The following is a 21,688-nucleotide window of genomic DNA, read 5'->3' on the forward strand; positions in this document are numbered from 1 at the left end:
TGCCCTTGCTAAGCTGAAATTTTGAGCATAAAAATGCCCGATGAATAAAATTATCCATCGGGCATTTAAAATAGAGGCTTAGTAGCCAGGGTTTTGATCGAGCATATTATTCTTATTTACTTCATCGCGACTAAATGGCCTGAAATAAAGTTTATCGTTCCAACTCCTGCTCTCTTGCGCATTCTCCTCTACCGGACTATATGTATAATCGTAAATGGTATTATCGTAATGATATGGTGCAGACATGGTTTTACCAGGTTTAAATTTACCGGTAACTTTAATGTAGGTGGTTTTCCTGCCCAATGTTTCACCTGCAATTAACCAGCGGCGGGTATCATGGTAACGTTGTTCTTCGTAAGCCATTTCAATACGGCGTTCGTGGCGATAAATTGCTCGTAATCCCTCCTGATCTGTGGCGGTTACTGCCGGCATACCTGCCCGGAAACGAATTTTATTTAACCAATTGGTCGCCTTACTTAATTCGCCCAGCTCAATACTGGCCTCGATATAATTAAATACCGCTTCGGTATACCTAAAGAAAGGCCAGGGCACATTTTGCGACATAGAGGCATCTACAATTGTTGGATCTGGATCGATAAATTTGTGGTAGTAGTAACCCGTCCAGCTGCCGTTCCAGTTTTCGATAGAACTTGCGCGTGTATCCAATCCCTTAAAGTCTATACGGGCACCATTATCAATTAAATCATATACTCCAGTTTGGATCTGACTTGCCGGATCAACATTGCCTGATGCTTTATCGCGGGGTTTCCATCCGGCACCATCGTATAAAATGGTGGCATAAAAACGAGGATCTCTATCCTGATAAGGGTTGGCTTTTTGGGCAGGGTTTGCCCAGCTAAATTTGCTGCCATCTTTCATCTCATAATCATCAACCAATAAACCGATAGGCGTATTACCTGCCCAGTTGTGGTAACCGTTCGGACCATTTTGCTGCGCATGTTTAATGTTGCTTTGGATAATAAAATAACGTGCAAAAATTAATTCTGAAGCAGCGGTAGCATCTATCCCTGGTGCTTTACTGGCCCCGCCCATGGCAATACTTTTATAATTTACCTGTCCATCGGCTACAGAGGCCGGAGCATTAAGATCTAATTTATATCCTGTACCCAATTTGATAACAGCATCTGCGGCTGTTTGTGCAAGGCGATAACGTTCTGCCTGATCGCCACTTGCATAACTTAAAAAATCTAACGTTTTAACATCAATATTTTTAACCTTCTCAGTAAGTTTGGCTCTGTTGTGTAAATCGCTTGCAGCATATATCAGCACTCTCGATTTAAGGGCCAAAGCGGCAAGAGCAGTGGTTCGCCCTTTTTCCATGGCCTTACCGGTTAATAATTTATTGGCTTCATCGCAATCTTTTACAATAAAGTTTACACATTCCTCATAAGTGTTGCGCTTAACGTTATAGTTATCATCGAGCACATAAATTTTAGTTACTAAAGGCACTGCACCGTAGAAACGCAACAACTGGTGGTAAAAATAGGCCCTTAAAAAATAAGCTTCGCCAAGTAACTGATCTTTTAACGCCTGGCTGGTAAGTGCATTATCACCACTGGTAATTTTTTCAATAGTAATATTACATGCCCTGATGCGGTTATACATTTGTTTGTATGCCCAGGTATCATCTACCCAACCTAGTGTAGAGGGATTGATGGTGGCGTTATTAATAAGATCGATACCGCGCGTAGGGTGTGTAAATAATGCTTCATCGGATACGGATGCCAACATTTGCTCAGAAAAACCTCCGTTGCCCAAGCCGTTATAAATATCGTTAACAAAGGCCTGTGCAGTTGCAGGATCTTTCCATACCGATTCGGAAGGTACTTGGCCAGGTGATTCTACATTTAAGAAGTCTTTCTTACATGCAAATGCAAAAAAGGTAACAAAAATCAATAGATATAGATTTCTATTCTGAATTATTGCTTTCATATTTTTCATTGTAATTGATAAATAGCTATACATTTAAAAAGTGGCTTTAATACCAAAATTAATTACCCTGGCTTGAGGATAATATTGCCCGCTGGTGTTGGTAGATTCTGGATCCCATATCTTGATTTTATCCAGCGTAGCCAGGTTGAGGCCATTTGAATAAACCCTTACACTGTTTAACCCAGCTTTTTCTACTAGCGTGGTTGGCAAAGTATACCCTAGCTCTACATTTTTAAGCCTGATGTAGTTATTGCTACGCAACCAATAGGTATTGTTTAATGCATTATTGCTATCGGTATAATAGGTAGCACCCCGGTTGGATAAGCGCGGATTTACCGAACTTGGATTATCAATGCTCCAACGGTTCAGGTACGACCATTCTAAGAAGTTACCGATATCGCCCGATTCTGTTAAACCAACAATCTGCATTCCACCGGTTGCACCTTGAATAAGTACCGATAAATCGAAACCTTTATATTGCAAATTAAAATTTACACCGCCGGTAAAAGTTGGCGTTCCGTTTTTATCCAATCGTATTTTATCATCAGCATTAATTTTACCGTCACCGTTAATGTCTTTAAACTTCATATCGCCTGGGCGAAGTGTTCCGGTAAGTGCGCTATAATTAAGGGTATTTGCATTAATATCAGCCTGATCTTTAAATACGCCATCATAATCATATACCAGCCATGAACTGGTTACCCTGCCTGTAGAACGTTGCCATTCTGGTGCACCAGGTGTTTCATCCCAAAATATGATTTTGTTTTTGGCGTATCCCCCGTTTACACTTACACCAAAGTTTAAATCGCCAACCTGGTCGTTATAACTTAATTTAAATTCGAAACCTTTGTTATTTACCTTACCCAGGTTTACAGGGGGTAAACGATCGGTAATGCCTGAGCTTTCTGGCACAGAACTGCCTCTGCTGATCAGGATGTTGGTCCGTTTGTTATAGAAATAATCAAACTCCAATGATAGTTTATTATTTAAGAAAGATGCATCTAAACCAATGTTGGTATTATTGGCCACTTCCCATCCAAAATTAAAATTGGGCACTTTGCCTTCGGTTAAGGTTTTGGTTACTAAATCATTAAAGATGTAGTTTCCGAAATTCATTAAGCTGAGGTATTGATATTCCTGTAAAGCATCTCCAAAATAGGCTTCAGCACCCATCTGTCCGTAAGATGCCCGTATTTTAAGGTTATTGATGAACTTCACATTATCTTTAAAGAACGGTTCTTCAGATAAACGCCATCCAACTGATACCCCAGGGAAGAAGCCGAAACGCCTATCGGTTGGGAAGATATAAGATCCGTCAACCCGCCATAAAAATTCTGCAAGGTATTTCTCTTTATAGTTATAACCTGCCCTACCAAAATAGCTTAAGCGCGCCCTTTTAAACAAGTTATTCGGGTCGCCGGGATTATTTCCTAAAGATTGCTCACGTTCATCACCAGCAAGTAACTCCTGAACTGAAGAAGATATATAATACCTTCTAAAAGCGGTAAAACCATCATTATTTACGGTTTCGCGTGTTACACCAGCCATTAAGCCAATATTATGATCGCCAATTTTTTTATCATAATTAACCATTCCGGTCAGGTTTACAGCGAGCTGTCCGCCTGCAGTTTCCCTAAGCCTCGGGTCGGTATATTGAGAGCGTACAGTACCTGTTAATACTGGCGTTACCCCATCTGCTGCAAAAGTTTTTTTATCCCAGTCGTAGAGTGTCCATGGCAGTTGCCAGTTTTTTTGCCTGCCTGAATATTTATCAATAGCCGCGGTTCCGGTTACTTTTAATCCATCTACACCAGGAATTTTAATTTCTACTTTTCCTGTAGTTTGAAAGTAATCGCGAACATCTTTGTTATAACCTGTTAAATCGGTAGTAGATACCACCGGATTATAACCATATTCGATATCCCTGCCCGGTTGTCCGGTAGGCCAAATGGCAATTTCGTTCGGGCGGCCCCTCATTAAAAACCTGAATATATCACCAGCCCCTACGGTAGGGAAATTACGATCTTCCTCTCGTGCGGTTACCCCTAAGGTGGTGGTAATGTATTTACTCAGCTTTGCTTCTAGATTAAAACGCATATCGTACTGTTTATAACCTGTTGCCGATTTTTTATAGTAGGCATCCTGATCAAGGTAGCCCAATGAAACCAGGTATTTTACATTTTCACTTCCGCCATTAATCTGTACGTTATGCTTTTGCTGAGGTGTCCACGTTTGGAAAGTAGTTTTAAACCAATCGGTGTTTGGATACCTTAACGGATCTGACCCATCACCAAATTTTCTGATTTCATCAGGCTTGAAGGCCGCATTAATCGTTTTTCCTCCGGTAGAAAGGTAAGAACCTGTACTTTTGAAGCTATTCCATGCGGCTGTCCATTCGTTTGGATTTAGATCAGAACCGAAAATGTTCAACTCGTTTAAAATTTCGGCATACTGAACAGAATTAGCCATTTTTGGTATTCTTGTAGGCTGCTGTAAACCGTAGCTAAAATCATAAGAGAACTGCGGCTTGCCTGATTTACCCAATTTAGTGGTGATCAGAATTACGCCATTTGCAGCCTGCGAACCATAAATAGCGGCAGATGCATCTTTTAATACGGATACACTTTCGATATCATTTGGATTTAAACGTTCAATACCCCCGGCACGATTAGGAATCCCATCAATTACAATTAAAGCATTATTATTTCCAAGCGAGTTTATTCCGCGGATACGGATGGTAGAGCCATCATAACCAGGCTCTCCACTTCCCTGCAGGGCAGTAACACCAGGTAAGCGGCCGGCTAACGAATTGGTTAAGTTTACAGATGATGATTTTGCAAGTTCGGTACCTTTTACAGAAGCAACGGCACCAGAAACTACCGCTTTTTTTTGGGTTCCATAACCCACTACCACTACTTCTGATAAATTTTGATTGTTTTCTAATAAACGGACATTGATATTCGTTTGGTTTTTCACCTGCACTTCCTGATCCACATAACCCACATAGGTAAATACTAATGTAGCATCCTCGGGCACTTTAATGCTAAATTTACCAGATCCATCTGTTACCGTGCTTGCGGCACCACCCTTTAGTTTAACACTCACACCAGGAATTGGACCTTTAGCATCAGTAACCTGCCCTTTTACAGTAATATCCTGAAGCGGAGGTTTGTAAAAATCAAGAGGGGATTTTTCGTGCAATACAGCATCAGCGGATCTGCTGCTAAACGGAGAAAAAATTAGACCACCACCGCAAACAAGAAACATGCTACTTCTGGCAAAAGTCTTTAATAGATTTTTTTTCATAGTTTTCAATTTATTTTGGTTAGATATTGATTGTAATGCACTTTAATACCCATGCGTAATATAGAGCTGTCATAATACGCATGATTAAAATATGATTTACCGAAACAAATAGCTACAGCATATTCTCGCAAAGAATTTATTCAATTGCTCTAAACGAATCAATAAATCAGTGTTAACCATTGTTAACCACCCTTATCTTATAAATAAGCACATTTGGGGTTAAAATCTACTGTGTACGACGTACCCATATTTAGAATTGCCGACTATACAGTTCATATTTGGTTGTACGCAATATAGGAATATTCAGGATTTAAAAAAGGGGGTAAAATAATATTTATGAGGGGCACACTCGTAAAAAAACAATTACATCACTACACAAAGTATAACTTATTATACAGCAGTAAATATTATTGTAAATATGAAGTAAGTGGAGATTTAAAAAGTTTAAATAAGTTATAGCACTAACTTATTTTATCAAAAGAGATGCCTCTTTCTAACTTTTGCAGGTAGGCTTTTAATACTATGTTATCGGGCTTTTCCAATTGCGGATCATTTTCGAAAAGCTCAATTACTGTATTACGGGCTTCTGCTAAGATAATTTGATCTTTTGCCAGATCAGCAAGTTTCAAATCAAGCACACCACTCTGTTGAGTTCCTGTAATATCGCCAGGGCCGCGCAATTGCAGGTCGATCTCCGAAATCTCGAATCCATTGTTGGTTCTTACCATGGTTTCTAAACGGATTTTACCTTCTTTACTCAGTTTATTACTACTCATTAAAATACAGAATGACTGTTCTGCCCCCCGGCCTACCCTGCCGCGCAATTGGTGGAGCTGCGAAAGCCCAAATCTTTCGGCATTTTCAATTACCATCACAGAAGCATTAGGCACGTTTACACCCACTTCTATAACTGTGGTGGCCACCATAATTTGACTTTTACCTTCAATAAACTGTTGCATTTCGAACTGCTTATCTGCATTGGGCATTTGGCCGTGTACAATACTCATTTGGTAATCAGGCCGTGGAAACTGATAACTCAATTGCTCTATACCTGCTTCAAGATGAAGAAGATCTAACTTTTCGCTTTCCTTTATTAACGGGTAAACAATGTAAACCTGTCGGCCTTTGGCAATTTCCTGTTTCATAAAACCGAACATCCTAAGGCGTTGGCCTTCGAAAAGATGTTTAGTTTCTATAGGTTTCCTGCCAGCGGGCAATTCATCGATTACTGAAACATCCAGATCACCGTATAAGGTCATTGCCAGGGTACGCGGTATTGGCGTGGCCGTCATTACCAGAATGTGAGGAGGAATAATATTTTTACGCCAAAGCTTGGCGCGTTGTTCTACCCCAAAACGATGCTGTTCATCAATTACCACGAGACCAAGATTATTAAATTGCACTTTATCTTCAATCAGCGCATGCGTTCCGATCAAAATGTCTATTTCACCATTTTCCAGTTGCTCATGTAAAATGGTCCGCTCTTTCTTTTTCGTACTTCCGGTTAGAATGGCCACCCTAACAAGATCATCTGTTACCAGCTCTGTAATGGATGCATAATGTTGCCGTGCTAAAATTTCAGTCGGAGCCATCATACAAGCCTGATAGCCGTTGTCATTGGCCAATAACATACTCATTAGCGCAACAGCCGTTTTGCCACTTCCTACATCGCCCTGAACAAGCCGGTTCATTTGAACACCGCGTTGTGTATCAATCCTGATTTCCTTAACCACACGCTTTTGGGCATTGGTTAATTCGAAAGGTAAAAACTCCTTGTAAAAACGGTTCACCTTCTCGCCTACTTTATAAAAAGTAACCCCTTTAAATTTTAATTGCCTTAAATGCTTATTGTGTAAAAGCTGTAACTGTATAAAAAACAATTCTTCAAATTTCAAGCGTCTCTCTGCAGCACTTAAATCTTTTTGATTCTTAGGAAAATGGATATTTAACAATGCCATCTTTTTATCTGGCAATTGGTATTTATCAATAATATATTGAGGTAAAGTTTCAGGAACCTGGGGAATAACCTGATCTAACAATCCCGCAATTAAACGTTGCAGACCTTTTGAATCAAGATTAAATTTTTTCAGCTTTTCTGTAGAGTTATAAACCGGCTGTAAGGTTAGGTTTCCTCTGCCCACCTGTTTTCGCTGATAAAGTTCCATTTCAGGATGTGAGATACTGAATGTTCCATTAAAGATGGTAGGCTTTCCGAAGGCAACATATGCCGTACCAACAGTAATGTTTTCATCAACCCACTTTAAGCTCTGGAACCAAACCAGTTCCATAATTCCGGTTTCATCTTTAAAAACAGCAACAATGCGTTTTGCTCTTTTATCGCCGATAACTTTTTTATTAATTACCCGCCCGATGATCTGGATATACTGAGCATCCGGATTGATCTGATTAATCTTAAAATATTTAGTACGGTCTATATATCTAAAAGGATAATGCGAAAGCATATCCCCATAGGTAAAGAGGCCTAAATCTTTTTTTAAAACATCAGCCCTGCTTGGCCCAACGCCTTTTAAAAACTCAACAGGTGTATCTAATACCGAATTAAACAAAATATATTATCGTTTCTTGTAAACAACACTCTTCAGCAACTGCGCATTAAAAATAGCAATCGATACTAGCAAAAGCAAATAAGCGAAAAGCTGGTTTATACCTATTTCCTCTTTAAAGTAGAAAAATGCCACGGTAAAAGCAACAATTGGATTGAGATAGATTAAAATACCTAAGGCGGATGAAGGCATACCCAATAGGGCATAAGAATTTAAAAAGAGTGGGATAATGGTAAAAACAACCGCAATTAAGAAAATATGCCCCCAGAAGAAAGTTTCAGTAGGTACGGGCGCAGCGTTAACAAAATACCATGGAAGCATCATTAAGCCCGATAGTATAAGCTGAATACCTAAGAAGTTAAATTTATCTACATCCTTAATTACCTTTAAAACAATAATGTAGAGGGCATAAAATGATGCGATGATGATGGCCCACATTACTTCATGTAATGAACCCGTTGCCAATATTAAGATGCTTAAAAAAGCGATCACTAATGCAATTACTTTAATTTTGGATAACTGTTCTTTTAAGATGATAAATCCGCAAAGCGCAGTTAACAAAGGACAAACCATATAAGCAAAGGCTGCTGCTTTTAAGCTTACATTGTTTACAGCATAAATATAAGTGAACCAGTTTCCGGTAATCAAAACGGATGACAATAGCGTTAGCAATGATAATTTGATCTTCTTTGCGGTGGTTAATGCCTTCAAGATAATCCAATCATGCTTCAGCGCTTCCTGCCTGAATAAAAGTATGGTCGCCCAAACTACAATAATGGAAACAAATATTCGATAGTATAGAATTTCATGCGGAGGGAATCCTTTTATATCGCGTAAAGGAACGGACATTGTTCCCCAGATGATGTAAGGAATAATGCCCGCTATAAAATACGTGCTTTTGCCTGCTGCCAAAATTATCCTACAATGGCAATAACAGAAATTTCTACGTTAACGTTTTTAGGAAGTACCGAAACCTGTACTGTTTCTCTGGCAGGAAAATCGGCTGTAAAGTACTGCCCATAAATTTCATTAACCTGTGCAAAGGTGCCCATATCACTCAAGAATATAGTAGATTTTACAACATTATCGAAACTTAAACCTGCTTCGAGTAAAACTGCTTTAAGGTTGCGCATTACCTGATGAGTTTCCTCTTCGATATTGCCAATGTTTAATTCTCCATTTTCAGGATTGATGGCAACCTGGCCTGATACGAATAAAAAATTACCAGCTTGTACAGCCTGGCTATATGGTCCAATTGGGGCTGGAGCATTTGTTGTTTTAATAATTTGTTTCATACAATTAATTTATTTGGCAAGCCATTGAATAAGCTTGTAGATGATGCCTGCAAGAAAAACTAAGATGGCCAGTGCATTAATAAAATGCATAATTTTTAAGTTGATATTATTTGGCCTGTTGGGATCTTTTTTTCTAAAGAAATACATAGTACAAACTTAGCTAAAAAGCTTAATACAGAAAATTTATGGGCATAAAAAAAGTCCCGATTTTCATCGGGACTTTTTTAAATCTTATATTGAAATACTAGTTTCTAGCAGTTTCAACACGACGGTTTTGGATACGACCTTCTTCAGTATCGTTAGAAGCGATTGGATTAGCTTCACCATTACCTTTAGTAGCAACTTGACTAGCGTTAACACCAGAGTTTACTAAGTAAGTTTTAACAGAGTTAGCTCTGTCTTTAGATAACTTCACGTTATATGCAGCAGTACCTTCGCTTGAAGCGTAACCGTTTACAGTTACTTTACCACCGTTTTCACGTAACACTGAAGATAATTTATCTAAAGTAGGGTAAGACTCAGTTTTTAAAACTGAAGAGTTGAAATCGAAACCGATTTTTTCGAAACCAGTTACATTTGAAGTTGAAGTTGAATCAGCAACCATTTTAGGAAGTGGACAACCTGAACCATCAACAGCAGTACCAGCAGGAGTTCCTGGGCATTTGTCAAATTGATCAGCAACACCGTCACCGTCAGTATCTTTTTTCAAATCTTCAACAGATTTCTCAACAGCAGAAACACGGTTTTTCAATGCTTCAACTTCTTGACGTAAAGTTGGATCTTTTAACTCATCGTACATAGTAGCTAATGGGTTAGTCCACTCTAAACTTGGTTTAGCAGAAGAACCTAAAGAGAATTCTAAACCAGCATAACCGTAAGAGAATTTATCTTTAGTTTGACCTTTTGCATAAACTCCGTCTAAGTTATCAGCATCAACAAAGTTCATAGTGTAACCTAAGTTAAAGTTAACACGCTCAGAAACTTTGAATTTAACACCAGCACCTACTGGAATGTAGAAACCTTTTACGTAATCTTTTGCATCATGTTTGTCATCAGCAGGACCAGTAGCTTTACCTTTCCAGTCGATAACAGAACCATTGTTTAAAGTGATTTTTGGAGCATAAGCCATATAACCAGCACCAGCAGTTAAGAAGAAACCTACTGAGTTCTCACGACGTAAGAAATCGATAGAACCTAAGTTAACAACACCACGTAAATCTACAGCATATTGTAATTCAGTTTCGAAATCTTTAACAGCTGGGTTAGAAATACCTTCGTTAGTACCAGAAAGTTTACCACGAGTTCCGTTTAATTCTAAACCGAAAGAGTGACCTAATTGTTTACGGATGTTTAAACCGTAACCTAAGTTAGCATCCCATTTGTTGAAGTCGTTAGAACCACCGATAGCTACAACTGGCATTAAAACACCACCATGTACACCGATAGACCAAGTTCTGTACTGACCTCTACCGCCAAATACCTTGACAGCAGAAGTTGTTGCAGGAGCATCCTGAGCGACAGCAAGAGAAGCTACTCCTGTTAATGCCACTAAAGAAAGCGCAACACTTTTCTTTAAAGTAGAATAATTCATAATCTTTTTTCTTTTTTAAGGGTTAAACAATTTAATTGATTAATTTTTTAGTAAAAGCAAAATTAAACAAAATTTTAAATTTTCAAACTTTTATACAAACTCCGTTCCAAACTTCACGGTAATTAATCATTTTATTACTTTTGGCCATTGCGCATATTAAAATACTATATTCATGAAATATCCAACCATTGATCAGTCATTATTTATTTTAAATAGGAAAAATTTTTCTAAACATCTAAAAAACAATTCATTAGCTATATTTAATTCAAGTGATGAGTTTCCTAGAAGTGGCGATCAAAGCTTTGTTTTTAAACAAAATCCTGATTTATTTTATTTATCAGGAATTGATCAGGAACAAACAATTTTATTATTATATCCCGATTGTCCTAATCCTTTGTACAGAGAAGTCCTGTTTTTAAGACAGACCAACGATTTCATTAAAGTTTGGGAAGGATATAAATATACAAAAGAGCAGGCAAAAGCCGCATCCGGCATTCAGGCTATATATTGGCTGGAAGATTTTGACAACATCTTACATAGTATAGTTAATTATGCCGAACATATTTATTTAAATACCAATGAAAACGACAGGTATGCGCACGAAGTTCCATATCGAGATGTTCGTTTCATTGAAAAAATGAAATCAAAATATCCTTTACATCATTATGAACGCTCGGCCCCGGTTATGCGCAGTTTACGTGCAGTTAAATCTGATGTAGAAATCGAACTCACAAAAAAAGCTTCTGCAATTACTCGCGATGCCTTTATAAGGGTATTGAAATTTACCAGGCCAGGTGTAAAAGAATATGAAATTGAGGCAGAAATTATTCATGAATTTATCCGTCAAGGTGGAACCGGACATGCCTACACACCCATTATTGCTTCAGGCCATAACGCCAACATTCTACATTATACGGATAATAACCAGGAATGTAAAGATGGTGACGTGATCCTATTTGATTTCGGCGCAGAATATGCCAATTATAATGCAGATATGAGCAGGTGTATCCCTGTTAACGGCAGGTTTACCCCAAGACAAAAAGAAGTTTACAATGCCGTTTTGAAAGTAATGAGAGCGTCGGTTAAATTAATAAAGGAAGGTACCATCTGGAATACTTACCATGAGGAAGTAGGAGAAATTATGTCTGAACAGCTAATTAACCTTGGGTTGATCACTTCCGAAGATGTAAAAAACCAAAACCCTGCTTACCCTGCCTATAAAAAATATTTTATGCATGGCAATTCTCACCATTTGGGTATCGATGTGCATGATTTCGCCGGAAGATATACCCCATTTGCCGCAGGTAATATTTTAACTGTTGAGCCAGGCATTTATATTCCGGCAGAAAGTTTGGGCATCCGTTTGGAAAACAATATTCTCATTACTTCAGATGGTAATGTAGATTTAATGGCTGATATTCCATTGGAAGCGGAGGAAATTGAAGATATTATGAACAGTTAATTTATTTACAGTATCCAGTTTACAATTTCCCGTTTGCAGTGCTTAGTTAACCGCTTTAAACAATTAAGCACTTAACCATTACGCATAAACTCATCCGCAAAGCGGTAAATATTAAAATTATCTTTTTTTAAGGCTGCTTGGATTTTTTCACGCAGCCTTTTTTTATCTATAATCCGCATCTTATCATGTTGAATGATTTTCCATGCTTTTTCTGCAAATAAAAATACACTTCTGCTATTATCCCTTAAATGAGGTTTGATTAACCAATTGCATAATTCAGCTATGCCTATATTTTTGTCAGCAACTGTTTTTAAGATAGGAATTGTTTTTGTACCTTGATGAACAATTTTTTTGAGGTTATTGGCAAAGGTATCTGCTCCTGCCCGATCTGCCTTATTAATTACAAAGCAATCTGCAATTTCCATTAAGCCTGATTTAATATTCTGAACCTCATCTCCGGATTCGGGCACCAATACAACAACAGTTTTATCTGCCAAACCAGCAATTTCCACTTCTGATTGGCCAACACCCACCGTTTCAATTAAAATAAGGTCAAAATTCGAAGCTTTTAAAACATCAACCATTTCAATTGTTTTTGCAGAAATACCACCTAAAGCACCACGGGTTGCCAATGATCTGATAAAAACATTTGGATTGTTAAACTGATTGGCCATCCGGATTCTATCGCCCAACAAGGAACCAAAATTAAAAGGCGAAGTAGGGTCGATAGCCAATATAGCAATGCGCTTGTTCGCTGCCGAAAAATGATTGGTTATGGCATTTACCAATGTGCTTTTGCCTGCTCCGGGTGGGCCGGTTATACCCAAAACTGGAATGTCAATTTTGCTATCCAGATCTCTTAAAATCGAATCCGACGGTTTAATATCATTTTCAATAAGCGTTAATACTCTTGCTAAAACCTTATAATTGCCAGCTTTTATCTCGTTTAAAATGGATAGATGCGTATTCATCAATAAAACTATCTTTGTACAAATTAACAAAATTATTAGCCACATCAGGCCATCAACAACAAATCTGGATGAAAGTTACTGGTTTTACCTTTTTAAGAAATGCAATTGTTAATGATTACCCTGCCAAAGAAGCAATACTTTCGGTACTGCCATTGTGCGATGATTTTATAGTTGCGCTAGGAAACTCAACTGATGAAACTTCAGAAATGGTAAAAAGCATTGATCAAAAAATAAGAACGATTAATACCATTTGGGATGAAAGTATACGGGAAGGCGGTCGCGTTTTTGCTGATGAAACAAATAAGGCACTGGCAGAAATTAGTGATGATACGGATTGGATGATCTATATTCAAGGCGACGAAGCCATACATGAAGATTATCTCCCCTTGATTAAAAAAGAGATGGAGGCAGAACTCAACAATAATAACGTTGAAGCCTTGCTTTTAAAATATAAACACTTTTATGCCTCTTATGATTACCTGGCAGAATCGAGGCGCTGGTATAGAAGAGAAGTTAGAATTATCAAAAACTTACCTGGCGTCCATTCTTATCGGGATGCACAAGGGTTTAGAATCAATGATCGAAAACTTAAGGTTAAATTAATAGATGCCTATATATATCACTATGGCTGGGTAAAACCACCAAAAGGATTACAGGGAAAAGTGCGCAACTTTAATCAATTTTACCAAACAGAAGAATGGATTGAAGAAAATTACCCGGTTCAAGATACCTATGATATGCACAACGCCGATCGTTTGGTTCATTTTAAAGGTAGCCATCCAAAAGTAATGCAGGCCAGAATTGAAGCAGCGAACTGGAAATTTGAAAAAGATTTGACCCAGGAAACCCCTAAAATGAATTTCCGAAGAAAAGTTTTACAAAAAATTGAAGATTTAACCGGATTGCGGTTGTTTGAATACCGGAATTATAAAATTGTGAAATAGGCCTCAATTTAAATCTACTTATATTTGCATAATTTCAATTTGTAAAATAACACCTGATGAAAAAACCTGATGTTTTAGTAACTTTTGATTCGATGAAAGATGCCAATTGCGGTTATTTTTCGTTTGGAAAAGGATTGGGTGATGCATTAATCCAGGAAAACAAAGGAAGATTTAAATTAAAATTTTACGTTTTTAAACATACCCAATACCTTTTTAATGGCCTGGTTGATCTCATTTATCTATCCAGATTGGACCGGTTATTTTTTAAGAGAAAAAATGATTTTGATGTTGTTCATCTTTCAGATCAGACCTGCAGATTAAAACCCGGCAAAGTAAATGCAAAAAAAATAATGACCGTTCATGATATGAACAAGGTGCATTTAAAATTTAGCAAGCCACATAGAATTCAGGTATATTTAAAAAAACTGGGTAAGCTAATTGCACAATGTGATAGAATAGTGTGTATTTCTCAATTTGTTGCCAACGATGTTTTACACTATTTTCCAGAAGCTGATGGTAAAGTAAGCGTAATTTACAACGGAGCCGATAAACTGATCTCAGCGGAAAAATATATCCCTAGCTTTGTGCCACAAAAACCTTTCTTATTTACTATCGGCTTGTTATCGGTTCAGAAAGGATTTCATCTGCTACCCGCTTTGTTAAAAGAGAATGATTTTCACCTTGTTATTTCAGGCAGGGAAACCCCACATAAACAGAGGATTTTAGAGGAGGCCGAAAAATATAATTGTTTAGACCGGGTTCATATTACCGGGGCAATCTCTGATGAAGACAAAGCGTGGTACTACGAAAACTGCGATGCATTCTTATTCCCTTCAGTTGCTGAAGGTTTCGGGCTTCCTGTAATCGAAGCCATGCATTTTGGAAAACCGGTGTTCCTTTCAAAATTCACTTCTTTACCCGAAGTTGGTGGCGAAGTTGCTTATTACTTTGATAATTTCGAACCAGAACACATGCAGGATGTGTTTAAAAGAGGAATGAACGACTTTTTACAAAATAATCGCTACAATGAGGCGATTATGCAAGCAGAAAAATTTTCATGGGAAAGAGCGGCAAGCCAATATTTAAATCTGTATCAGGAATGCCTGATTAACCAACCTTCAATCTCTTAAATTTACGAAAAGCTCAAAATTCAACTTATAGAAGTAAGATTTATATCATCTTATTGATATATATGAAAAACCGTACATTTGCCAGAATCTTATTATATTTTTTTGTCGGCTAGGCACTTGCCTAAGTTCCGTTATATATACAATACATAATGAAAACTTATTTTCGTTTACTATCATTTGCCAAGCCTATAGAGAAGTTTGCAATACCTTATTTGATAACTACACTATTTGGAATTTTTTTCAATACCTTTCTTTTTACGCTGCTTGGTCCATTAATGCAGGCACTGTTTTTAGGGAAATGTGACGATCCGACAAAAATTGCAGAAGCTAAGAGTTCTTGGAATTTACTAGGGCGTTTCAACAATTATATTGACGGCATCATTGCTGATGATAAAATTCTGGCCTTAAAAGTAATATGTGTAATTATTATAGCAACAGTATTTCTAGCCAACTTTTTCCGCTATTTCTCTCAGCGATTTATGGAAGATCTACGTGTTCATACTTTATTAAACATCCGCAAAACCGTTTTTAACAATGTAATGAATTTGCATGTTGGTTATTTTAACAACGAACGCAAAGGCGACATCATATCCAAAGTTGCATCTGATGTGCAGGTTGTTCAGTTCACCGTTACCAATACGCTACAGGTTGTTTTTAAAGAACCGCTTCAATTACTGTTTTTTATTGGAGTTTTGGTTTCTATATCTGCTAAATTAACATTGTTTTCTTTATTAGTAATTCCTGTTTCTGGCTTTATCATTAGTAAAATTGTAAAAAGATTAAAACAGCAAGCCACCCAATCCCATGAATCATTCGCAAAAATGATTGGTTTTTTAGATGAGTCATTGAGTGGTATAAAAATCATTAAAGCTTTTAATGCTACAGAACGTGCAAAGGAAAGGTTTGATACAGAAAATAGATTTTATTCATTTCTAAACAGAAAAATGGCTAGAAGGCAACAATTGGCATCCCCGGTTTCTCAAACTTTAGGTGTTTTAGTTGTTGTATTTATTCTATTGTATGGCGGTACGTTAATTTTAAGCGGTAAAGGGGATTTAGAAGCTGCAGAATTTGTGGTTTATTTGGCTACTTTTTCCCAGGTTTTACAGCCTGTTAAAGCCATAGCCGATTCCTTTAGCGGCATCCATTCAGGGATTGCGGCCGGTGAACGCGTTTTAGACCTTATTGATACTAAACCAGCGCTAGTAAATAAAAGCGATGCAAGTGAATTAGCTAATTTTAGTAGTGCACTAACGTTTGAAAATGTTTCATTTTCTTATGGCGACAAAGAGGTATTAACAAACATCAATATCAATATTGAAAAAGGTCAAACAGTGGCGCTTGTTGGCCCATCGGGAGGTGGAAAAAGTACTTTAATGGATCTGATTCCGCGTTTCCATGATCCAAAATCAGGTGCAATAAAAATTGATGCCCACGATTACAGAACACTTACCGTAGAAAGCATCCGGGCACAAATGGGAACTGTTAATCAAGAATCTTTTTTATTTAACGATACAATTTTCAATAACATTGCATTTGCCAAGCCTGATGCGACCATAGAAGAGGTTGTTGCAGCAGCAAAAATTGCAAATGCGCACGATTTTATTGAAAATACAGAAAACGGTTATCAATCTTTTGTTGGGGATAGAGGAAATAAACTTTCGGGCGGGCAGAAACAGCGCGTATGTATTGCCAGGGCTGTATTGGCTAATCCGCCAATTATGTTACTGGATGAGGCAACTTCTGCTTTAGATACCGAATCGGAAAAATTAGTACAGGATGCGTTAAATAATCTGATGAAAAATCGCACTTCTATCGTAATTGCTCACCGTTTAAGTACCATACAACATGCTGATAAAATTGTTGTGATAGATAAAGGTAGTGTGGTAGAAACCGGTAGTCACAATGAATTAATGAATAAAAATGGTTTATACAGGCGTTTAATTGATATGCAGGCTTTTAACGACTAAATATTTAAATGAGGAGAGTACTATTTTTCATGCCTGATAATCCGCTTAAAAAAAATGCGGGCAACAGAACACGGGCATTGAGCATGTTAAGCTATTTTAAATCAAGAAATTTCGAAATAGATTTTGTTAGCGAGTATTTTACCGGGCGTTGGAATGAAACAGATATTAAAGCATTTGAAGATTCAGGTTTTGCCAACAATACCTTCGTGATTAAAAAGAAGCCTTCGAAAAAAAATATCCTCTTTTATCTTCTATTCTATAAATTGCCAAACTTTTTCTATCAAAATAAGGCATGGTTTTTCCCACTTCAATTTCCTGAATTGGTGACCATGCGATTTAAAAGGTCATTCAAAAAAATTTTAAAAAGCAACAATTACGATTATATATTTATTAATTATGCAAGTTGGGCAACACTGGTAGAAAATAATAAATTCACAAAAAATGCTGTTAAGGTAATTGATACTCACGATTTTATAACTGCCCAACATCAAAGAAAAAATGATATAGGGCAATCTTTTAAAGAAGAAATTAGAAGAATTTCTTTATTCGATATTGTTTTAGCCATTTCTGTAGAAGAACAGTATATTTTTAGTCAATTTAGCAAAAATAAGGTTGTATTAGCCCCAATGATGCTTGATAAGCCAGAAAACGGCAACCTTGTAAAGGAAAAACAATATGATTTGATCTATGTGGCAAGTGATAATATCCACAATCAAAAATCTGCTCATTGGTTTTTTAACGAGGTGTATCCACTTTTACCCGGCAATATCCAGATTTGCATAATCGGGCAAATCAATGAACATTTATCAATAAAGGCACCCAATATTATTTCAATAAATTTCGCCGAAGATTTATCAATCTATTACCAAAATGCGAGAGTAGCACTTTGTCCTATGTTAACAGGCACAGGAACTAAAATAAAAGTAGTAGAAGCATTATCTTTCGGCATACCGATAGTTTGCAATACCAGAGGTGTTGATGGGCTGATTAACAAAACCAATAACGGTTGCTTGGTGAGTGATGACCCAGTGGAATTTGGAAACAATATCATGAAGCTATTAACAAACGAAGCGGAATATAAAAAACAAGCAGAAAATGCATTGATGGCTTTTAGCATGAATTATGAAAAGGAAGAATGCTATAAAAAATTGGATACTGTTTTTCAAATCGTTTAATTCATAACATTATGAAAAAGGTTGCTGTTATTATACCAATTTATCAAGAAATAAGTTATTTGGAGGATATATCTTTAAAACAGTGTTTTAAAGTACTTTCCAAATCCTACCCTATTTTTTTTGTAAAACCTACATCCTTAAATTTAAATACCAATTATCCTTTCACCAGTATCATCAGTTTTGATGATGCGTATTTTAAAGATATAGCAGGCTACAACAAGCTCATGTTATCAGGAGAATTTTACAAGACATTTTTAGATTATGAGTACATCCTGATTCATCAACTAGATGCTTTTATTTTTAAAGATGACCTCAATATTTGGTGTGAAAAAAATATAGATTATGTGGGAGCACCCTGGCTCAGGCATAAATATCCAGATGTGATTAAAGCTGTAAAAAATAGTATATTAGGCTATATACACAGAAAATTTGATCTTAGGAAGAAGGTCACTCTTGAGCCGACTGATATTCAGCGGGAGTATAAAGTTGGAAACGGGGGTTTATCTTTACGCAGGACACAAAAATTTCATCAGCTAACAGAACACTTTCATAATAAAATTATAGAATATACTGATAATCAGGCAACCAATTTTAATGAAGATGTTTTTTGGAGCATAGAAGTAAATAGGAAGAAGAAATATTTAAACATACCTTCTTATAAGGAAGCAGTATTTTTTGCATTTGAAGTACCTGTAGACAGAGCCTTCGAACTCACTAACAATGTACTGCCATTCGGATGCCATGCCTGGAACAAAAATCTGGAAGTGTGGGGGCCTATTTTTAAGGAATTTGGGTATTCTATTTAATTTGTGGTAAAGTCAATTAAATAGAAATTAATATACAATCTTTTACAATAAAAATATCTGCCATCAACATAAGCGGTTTATGCAAAATTCTCCTATAGAAAACGAAGTTAAGGCCATTGCGCTTTATTTACCTCAGTTTCATCCCTTTAAAGAAAATGATGAGTGGTGGGGAAAAGGATTTACGGAATGGACAAATGTTACCAAATCAAAACCAAAATTCAAAAGCCATTATCAGCCCCATTTACCAGCAGATTTAGGATTTTATGACCTTAGGCTATTGGATACGATGATTGAACAAGCTGCTTTGGCTAAAACATATGGTGTTCATGGTTTTTGTTTTTATCATTATTGGTTCAATGGTAAACTTTTAATGGAAAAGCCCTTGGAGCAAATGCTAATATCCAAAAAACCTGATTTCCCATTTTGCTTATGCTGGGCTAATGAAAATTGGACGAGACGTTGGGATGGCATGGAAGCAGATATTTTGATAAAACAAGATTATGATTTAAAAGATGACCTTGAACATATACGATATCTTATACCATTTTTTAAAGATGAAAGATACATCAAAATAAATGGCAAGCCAGTTTATCTAATGTATAGATCTGAACTCCACCCACATATCAATGAGGCAGCAGAAATTTGGCGAACAGAGGTTAAAAAAGCCGGTTTTGAGGATTTATATTTAATCCGAGTTGAAAATTTTAAGCGAGATTTCGACCCCAAAAATCATGGTTTTGATGCAAGTATGGAATTTGCCCCAGATTTTTCTATTAATTTACAGAAATACAGCAAAAAAGAACCCCTTAACCATTTTCTCAGAAAGCTACTTTATAAAACCTCTATAAATAAGAGCGGATTACTCTCAAACAAAGTATACGATTATGAAGAAATAGTTGATAAGATGACTAAAAAAGATCCAAAACCCTATAAATATTTCCGCTCTGTTTTTCCGAGTTGGGATAACTCTGCCAGGCGGAGTAAAGATGCAACGATTTTTGTTAATTCAAGCCCTGAAAAATTTCAAGATTGGGTTACAAAAACAGTCGGGTATACAAAAGAACATTTTAAAGGGGAAGAGCGTTTACTTTTTGTAAATGCGTGGAATGAATGGGCAGAGGGCTGCCATTTAGAACCTGACCAAAAATATGGACATCGTTATTTACAGGCTCTAAAAGATGGACTTGAATCAAAATAATCCATAATGCAATGAGTTAAAAAACAAGTGGTCTCATTAGAGATAATTTAATTTATATTATCCAATATATCTTCTAAAACGGATACTTGTTTTTTTACCTCATAAAGGGAAGCTTGCCGTTTTATTTCATCGACATTAAATCTTTCTGGATGGTCTTTTACCTCCATCATAGCCTCGGCCAGGTCTTTTGTTCTCCAAGTATCTATTACAATTCCGGTATCTTCTTTTACAAACTCTTTAATCCCTCCGGAGTTAAATCCTACAATAGGTTTGCCTAATGCAGCAGCCTCTAACATTACAAGAGGAAAAGAATCCTCTCTCGAGAGTAATAGGAAAGCATCAGCTGAATTAAGATAATTATAATATTCTTCACTTTGTGCACCAAGGAATTTAACTCGTTCAGGGTGCTTATTTTCTACTGCTTTTTTCGCATAATAATATACACCAGTATTTTCTTCGCCACCAATCCAGATAATCTTAATGTTTTCAGGTAGCTCAGGTAATAAGGAGACTAAAAAATCGATACCCTTTATCAATGTTGTTTTACCAGAAATTGCCCACACAAAGTCGTCATCACAGAAACCTGTATTTGCTTTTACTTCGGCAGCAGTTTTGGTACAGATAATTTTACCTATATCGATAAATCCATATAGAAGTTTTACATCAGGCCTTCCCATATCGCTAATTTTACTACAAACAGCTTTAGAGCATCCAATAAAAGCAGCTGATGTTGTAATGATGGTCTCTAAATCATTATAACCGATAAAATCGTAGGCAAAGGTAAGCTCATGAACATGAGTAATAATTTTAACTCCTAGTTTATTTGCAATCGGATAGAATTCTGGTAATACAATGGTGTTTACGTACCAGATATTAACTTTGTGTTTCTTCGTAATATAATTTAATTGATATTCTAACGAGTCAATTTTAGCCTTTTTCAAAACTGATCTCAGAATTCTTAAAGATCTTTTAGGATTTTCTCTATATGGCAGAAAATGTTGAATCTCATGTGGTAAAGTATCGATTAACAAGCCTTTACTTTTGGTGAACAATAATGGAAGAAATTTTTCCCGGTTTAAATTCATTAAAGAATACCAAAGTAACATTTCTGAACCTGTTCTTCCCAAGTTGTGGCTTATAAACAATATTTTCTTCATCTGATTCTGTTATTTCAATTGGCTGCAAATTAAAGAATAAATAATGTATTAACTTTTATTTAATTCCATTTGCAATCTGTATTTAGTTTGTTGGTATATTTGAAATTAATCGCTTTTAGCAGAAGTGTATACGCTATATATATAACATATACTTTTTAAATGGAAA

The 21,688-nt window shown here is 36.6% G+C and carries 16 protein-coding genes; 7 read left to right on the forward strand and 9 right to left on the reverse strand.

Translation table 11 applies throughout. The annotated features are described in order from the left end of the window. Positions 1-78: 78 nt before the first annotated feature. From ASE74_RS12140 to ASE74_RS12165, 7 genes are all read right to left on the reverse strand, one after another. A complete protein-coding gene (locus ASE74_RS12140; RefSeq protein ID WP_055909526.1) occupies positions 79-1,953 on the reverse strand; it encodes a RagB/SusD family nutrient uptake outer membrane protein in 1,875 nt (624 codons plus the stop codon). 33 nt (positions 1,954-1,986) lie between these two features. Then, a complete protein-coding gene (locus ASE74_RS12145; RefSeq protein ID WP_200912302.1) occupies positions 1,987-5,259 on the reverse strand; it encodes a TonB-dependent receptor in 3,273 nt (1,090 codons plus the stop codon). A 461-nt stretch (positions 5,260-5,720) separates the two neighbouring features. Next, the gene (recG, locus tag ASE74_RS12150; protein ID WP_055909143.1) at positions 5,721-7,826 is read right to left on the reverse strand and encodes an ATP-dependent DNA helicase RecG; all 2,106 of its coding nucleotides are present in this window, start codon (positions 7,824-7,826) and stop codon (positions 5,721-5,723) included. Between the two features lie 6 nt (positions 7,827-7,832). Continuing rightward, positions 7,833-8,735, reverse strand: a complete 903-nt coding sequence (locus ASE74_RS12155) for an EamA family transporter (protein ID WP_055909145.1) — start codon at positions 8,733-8,735, stop codon at positions 7,833-7,835. Positions 8,736-8,737: 2 nt separating this feature from the next. After that, complete coding sequence (locus tag ASE74_RS12160) at positions 8,738-9,118, reverse strand: RidA family protein (protein WP_055909148.1); 381 nt, start codon at positions 9,116-9,118, stop codon at positions 8,738-8,740. Positions 9,119-9,127: 9 nt separating this feature from the next. Further along, on the reverse strand, positions 9,128-9,265 hold the full coding sequence (locus ASE74_RS25485) for a DUF6728 family protein (RefSeq protein ID WP_369800161.1): 138 nt from the start codon (positions 9,263-9,265) through the stop codon (positions 9,128-9,130). 97 nt (positions 9,266-9,362) lie between these two features. Next, positions 9,363-10,709 carry an OmpA family protein gene (locus ASE74_RS12165; protein WP_055909157.1) on the reverse strand — a complete coding sequence of 449 codons (1,347 nt, stop codon included), beginning with the start codon at positions 10,707-10,709 and terminating at the stop codon, positions 9,363-9,365. Between the two features lie 172 nt (positions 10,710-10,881). On the opposite strand from ASE74_RS12165, the gene ASE74_RS12170 reads away from it, so the two are divergent. After that, the gene (locus ASE74_RS12170; protein WP_055909158.1) at positions 10,882-12,171 is read left to right on the forward strand and encodes an aminopeptidase P family protein; all 1,290 of its coding nucleotides are present in this window, start codon (positions 10,882-10,884) and stop codon (positions 12,169-12,171) included. 71 nt (positions 12,172-12,242) lie between these two features. Here ASE74_RS12170 and meaB read toward each other — a convergent pair whose 3' ends face one another. Further along, entirely contained in the window at positions 12,243-13,142 is a 900-nt protein-coding gene (meaB, locus tag ASE74_RS12175; RefSeq protein ID WP_055909160.1) for a methylmalonyl Co-A mutase-associated GTPase MeaB, read from the reverse strand. A 14-nt stretch (positions 13,143-13,156) separates the two neighbouring features. Here meaB and ASE74_RS12180 point away from each other — a divergent pair, with 14 nt between their 5' ends. The 6 genes from ASE74_RS12180 to ASE74_RS12205 all read left to right on the forward strand — a co-directional run bounded on the left by ASE74_RS12180 (position 13,157) and on the right by ASE74_RS12205 (position 20,365). After that, positions 13,157-14,086 (forward strand): glycosyltransferase family 2 protein, encoded by a 930-nt coding sequence (locus ASE74_RS12180; protein WP_235526073.1) that lies wholly within the window; start codon positions 13,157-13,159, stop codon positions 14,084-14,086. A gap of 56 nt (positions 14,087-14,142) precedes the next feature. Next, on the forward strand, positions 14,143-15,216 hold the full coding sequence (locus ASE74_RS12185) for a glycosyltransferase family 1 protein (RefSeq protein WP_055909161.1): 1,074 nt from the start codon (positions 14,143-14,145) through the stop codon (positions 15,214-15,216). A gap of 149 nt (positions 15,217-15,365) precedes the next feature. Next, positions 15,366-17,186: an ABC transporter ATP-binding protein gene (locus ASE74_RS12190; RefSeq protein ID WP_055909162.1), complete on the forward strand. Its 1,821-nt coding sequence runs from the start codon at positions 15,366-15,368 to the stop codon at positions 17,184-17,186. A gap of 206 nt (positions 17,187-17,392) precedes the next feature. Continuing rightward, a complete protein-coding gene (locus ASE74_RS12195; RefSeq protein ID WP_162235810.1) occupies positions 17,393-18,361 on the forward strand; it encodes a glycosyltransferase in 969 nt (322 codons plus the stop codon). An 11-nt stretch (positions 18,362-18,372) separates the two neighbouring features. Beyond that, positions 18,373-19,167: a DUF5672 family protein gene (locus tag ASE74_RS12200; RefSeq protein WP_055909167.1), complete on the forward strand. Its 795-nt coding sequence runs from the start codon at positions 18,373-18,375 to the stop codon at positions 19,165-19,167. A 79-nt stretch (positions 19,168-19,246) separates the two neighbouring features. Next, complete coding sequence (locus tag ASE74_RS12205; RefSeq protein WP_055909169.1) at positions 19,247-20,365, forward strand: glycoside hydrolase family 99-like domain-containing protein; 1,119 nt, start codon at positions 19,247-19,249, stop codon at positions 20,363-20,365. Positions 20,366-20,412: 47 nt separating this feature from the next. On the opposite strand, the gene ASE74_RS12210 is transcribed toward ASE74_RS12205, so the two are convergent. Beyond that, positions 20,413-21,522 carry a glycosyltransferase family 4 protein gene (locus ASE74_RS12210; protein ID WP_055909179.1) on the reverse strand — a complete coding sequence of 370 codons (1,110 nt, stop codon included), beginning with the start codon at positions 21,520-21,522 and terminating at the stop codon, positions 20,413-20,415. Between the last annotated feature and the right edge of the window lie 166 nt (positions 21,523-21,688).

It is taken from the genome of Pedobacter sp. Leaf216 (assembly GCF_001421515.1).
Taxonomy (GTDB): Bacteria; Bacteroidota; Bacteroidia; order Sphingobacteriales; family Sphingobacteriaceae; genus Pedobacter.

What these genes read in the sequence shown, in the direction of transcription:
- ASE74_RS12170 (WP_055909158.1), top strand. Translation starts at nt 10,882, where the DNA reads ATGAAATATCCAACCATTGATCAGTCATTATTTATTTTAAATAGGAAA.
- ASE74_RS12160 (WP_055909148.1), bottom strand. Translation starts at nt 9,118, where the DNA reads ATGAAACAAATTATTAAAACAACAAATGCTCCAGCCCCAATTGGACCA.
- ASE74_RS12165 (WP_055909157.1), bottom strand. Translation starts at nt 10,709, where the DNA reads ATGAATTATTCTACTTTAAAGAAAAGTGTTGCGCTTTCTTTAGTGGCA.
- ASE74_RS12205 (WP_055909169.1), top strand. Translation starts at nt 19,247, where the DNA reads ATGCAAAATTCTCCTATAGAAAACGAAGTTAAGGCCATTGCGCTTTAT.
- ASE74_RS25485 (WP_369800161.1), bottom strand. Translation starts at nt 9,265, where the DNA reads ATGTATTTCTTTAGAAAAAAAGATCCCAACAGGCCAAATAATATCAAC.
- ASE74_RS12185 (WP_055909161.1), top strand. Translation starts at nt 14,143, where the DNA reads ATGAAAAAACCTGATGTTTTAGTAACTTTTGATTCGATGAAAGATGCC.
- ASE74_RS12200 (WP_055909167.1), top strand. Translation starts at nt 18,373, where the DNA reads ATGAAAAAGGTTGCTGTTATTATACCAATTTATCAAGAAATAAGTTAT.
- ASE74_RS12190 (WP_055909162.1), top strand. Translation starts at nt 15,366, where the DNA reads ATGAAAACTTATTTTCGTTTACTATCATTTGCCAAGCCTATAGAGAAG.
- ASE74_RS12145 (WP_200912302.1), bottom strand. Translation starts at nt 5,259, where the DNA reads ATGAAAAAAAATCTATTAAAGACTTTTGCCAGAAGTAGCATGTTTCTT.
- ASE74_RS12140 (WP_055909526.1), bottom strand. Translation starts at nt 1,953, where the DNA reads ATGAAAGCAATAATTCAGAATAGAAATCTATATCTATTGATTTTTGTT.
- meaB (WP_055909160.1), bottom strand. Translation starts at nt 13,142, where the DNA reads ATGAATACGCATCTATCCATTTTAAACGAGATAAAAGCTGGCAATTAT.
- ASE74_RS12210 (WP_055909179.1), bottom strand. Translation starts at nt 21,522, where the DNA reads ATGAAGAAAATATTGTTTATAAGCCACAACTTGGGAAGAACAGGTTCA.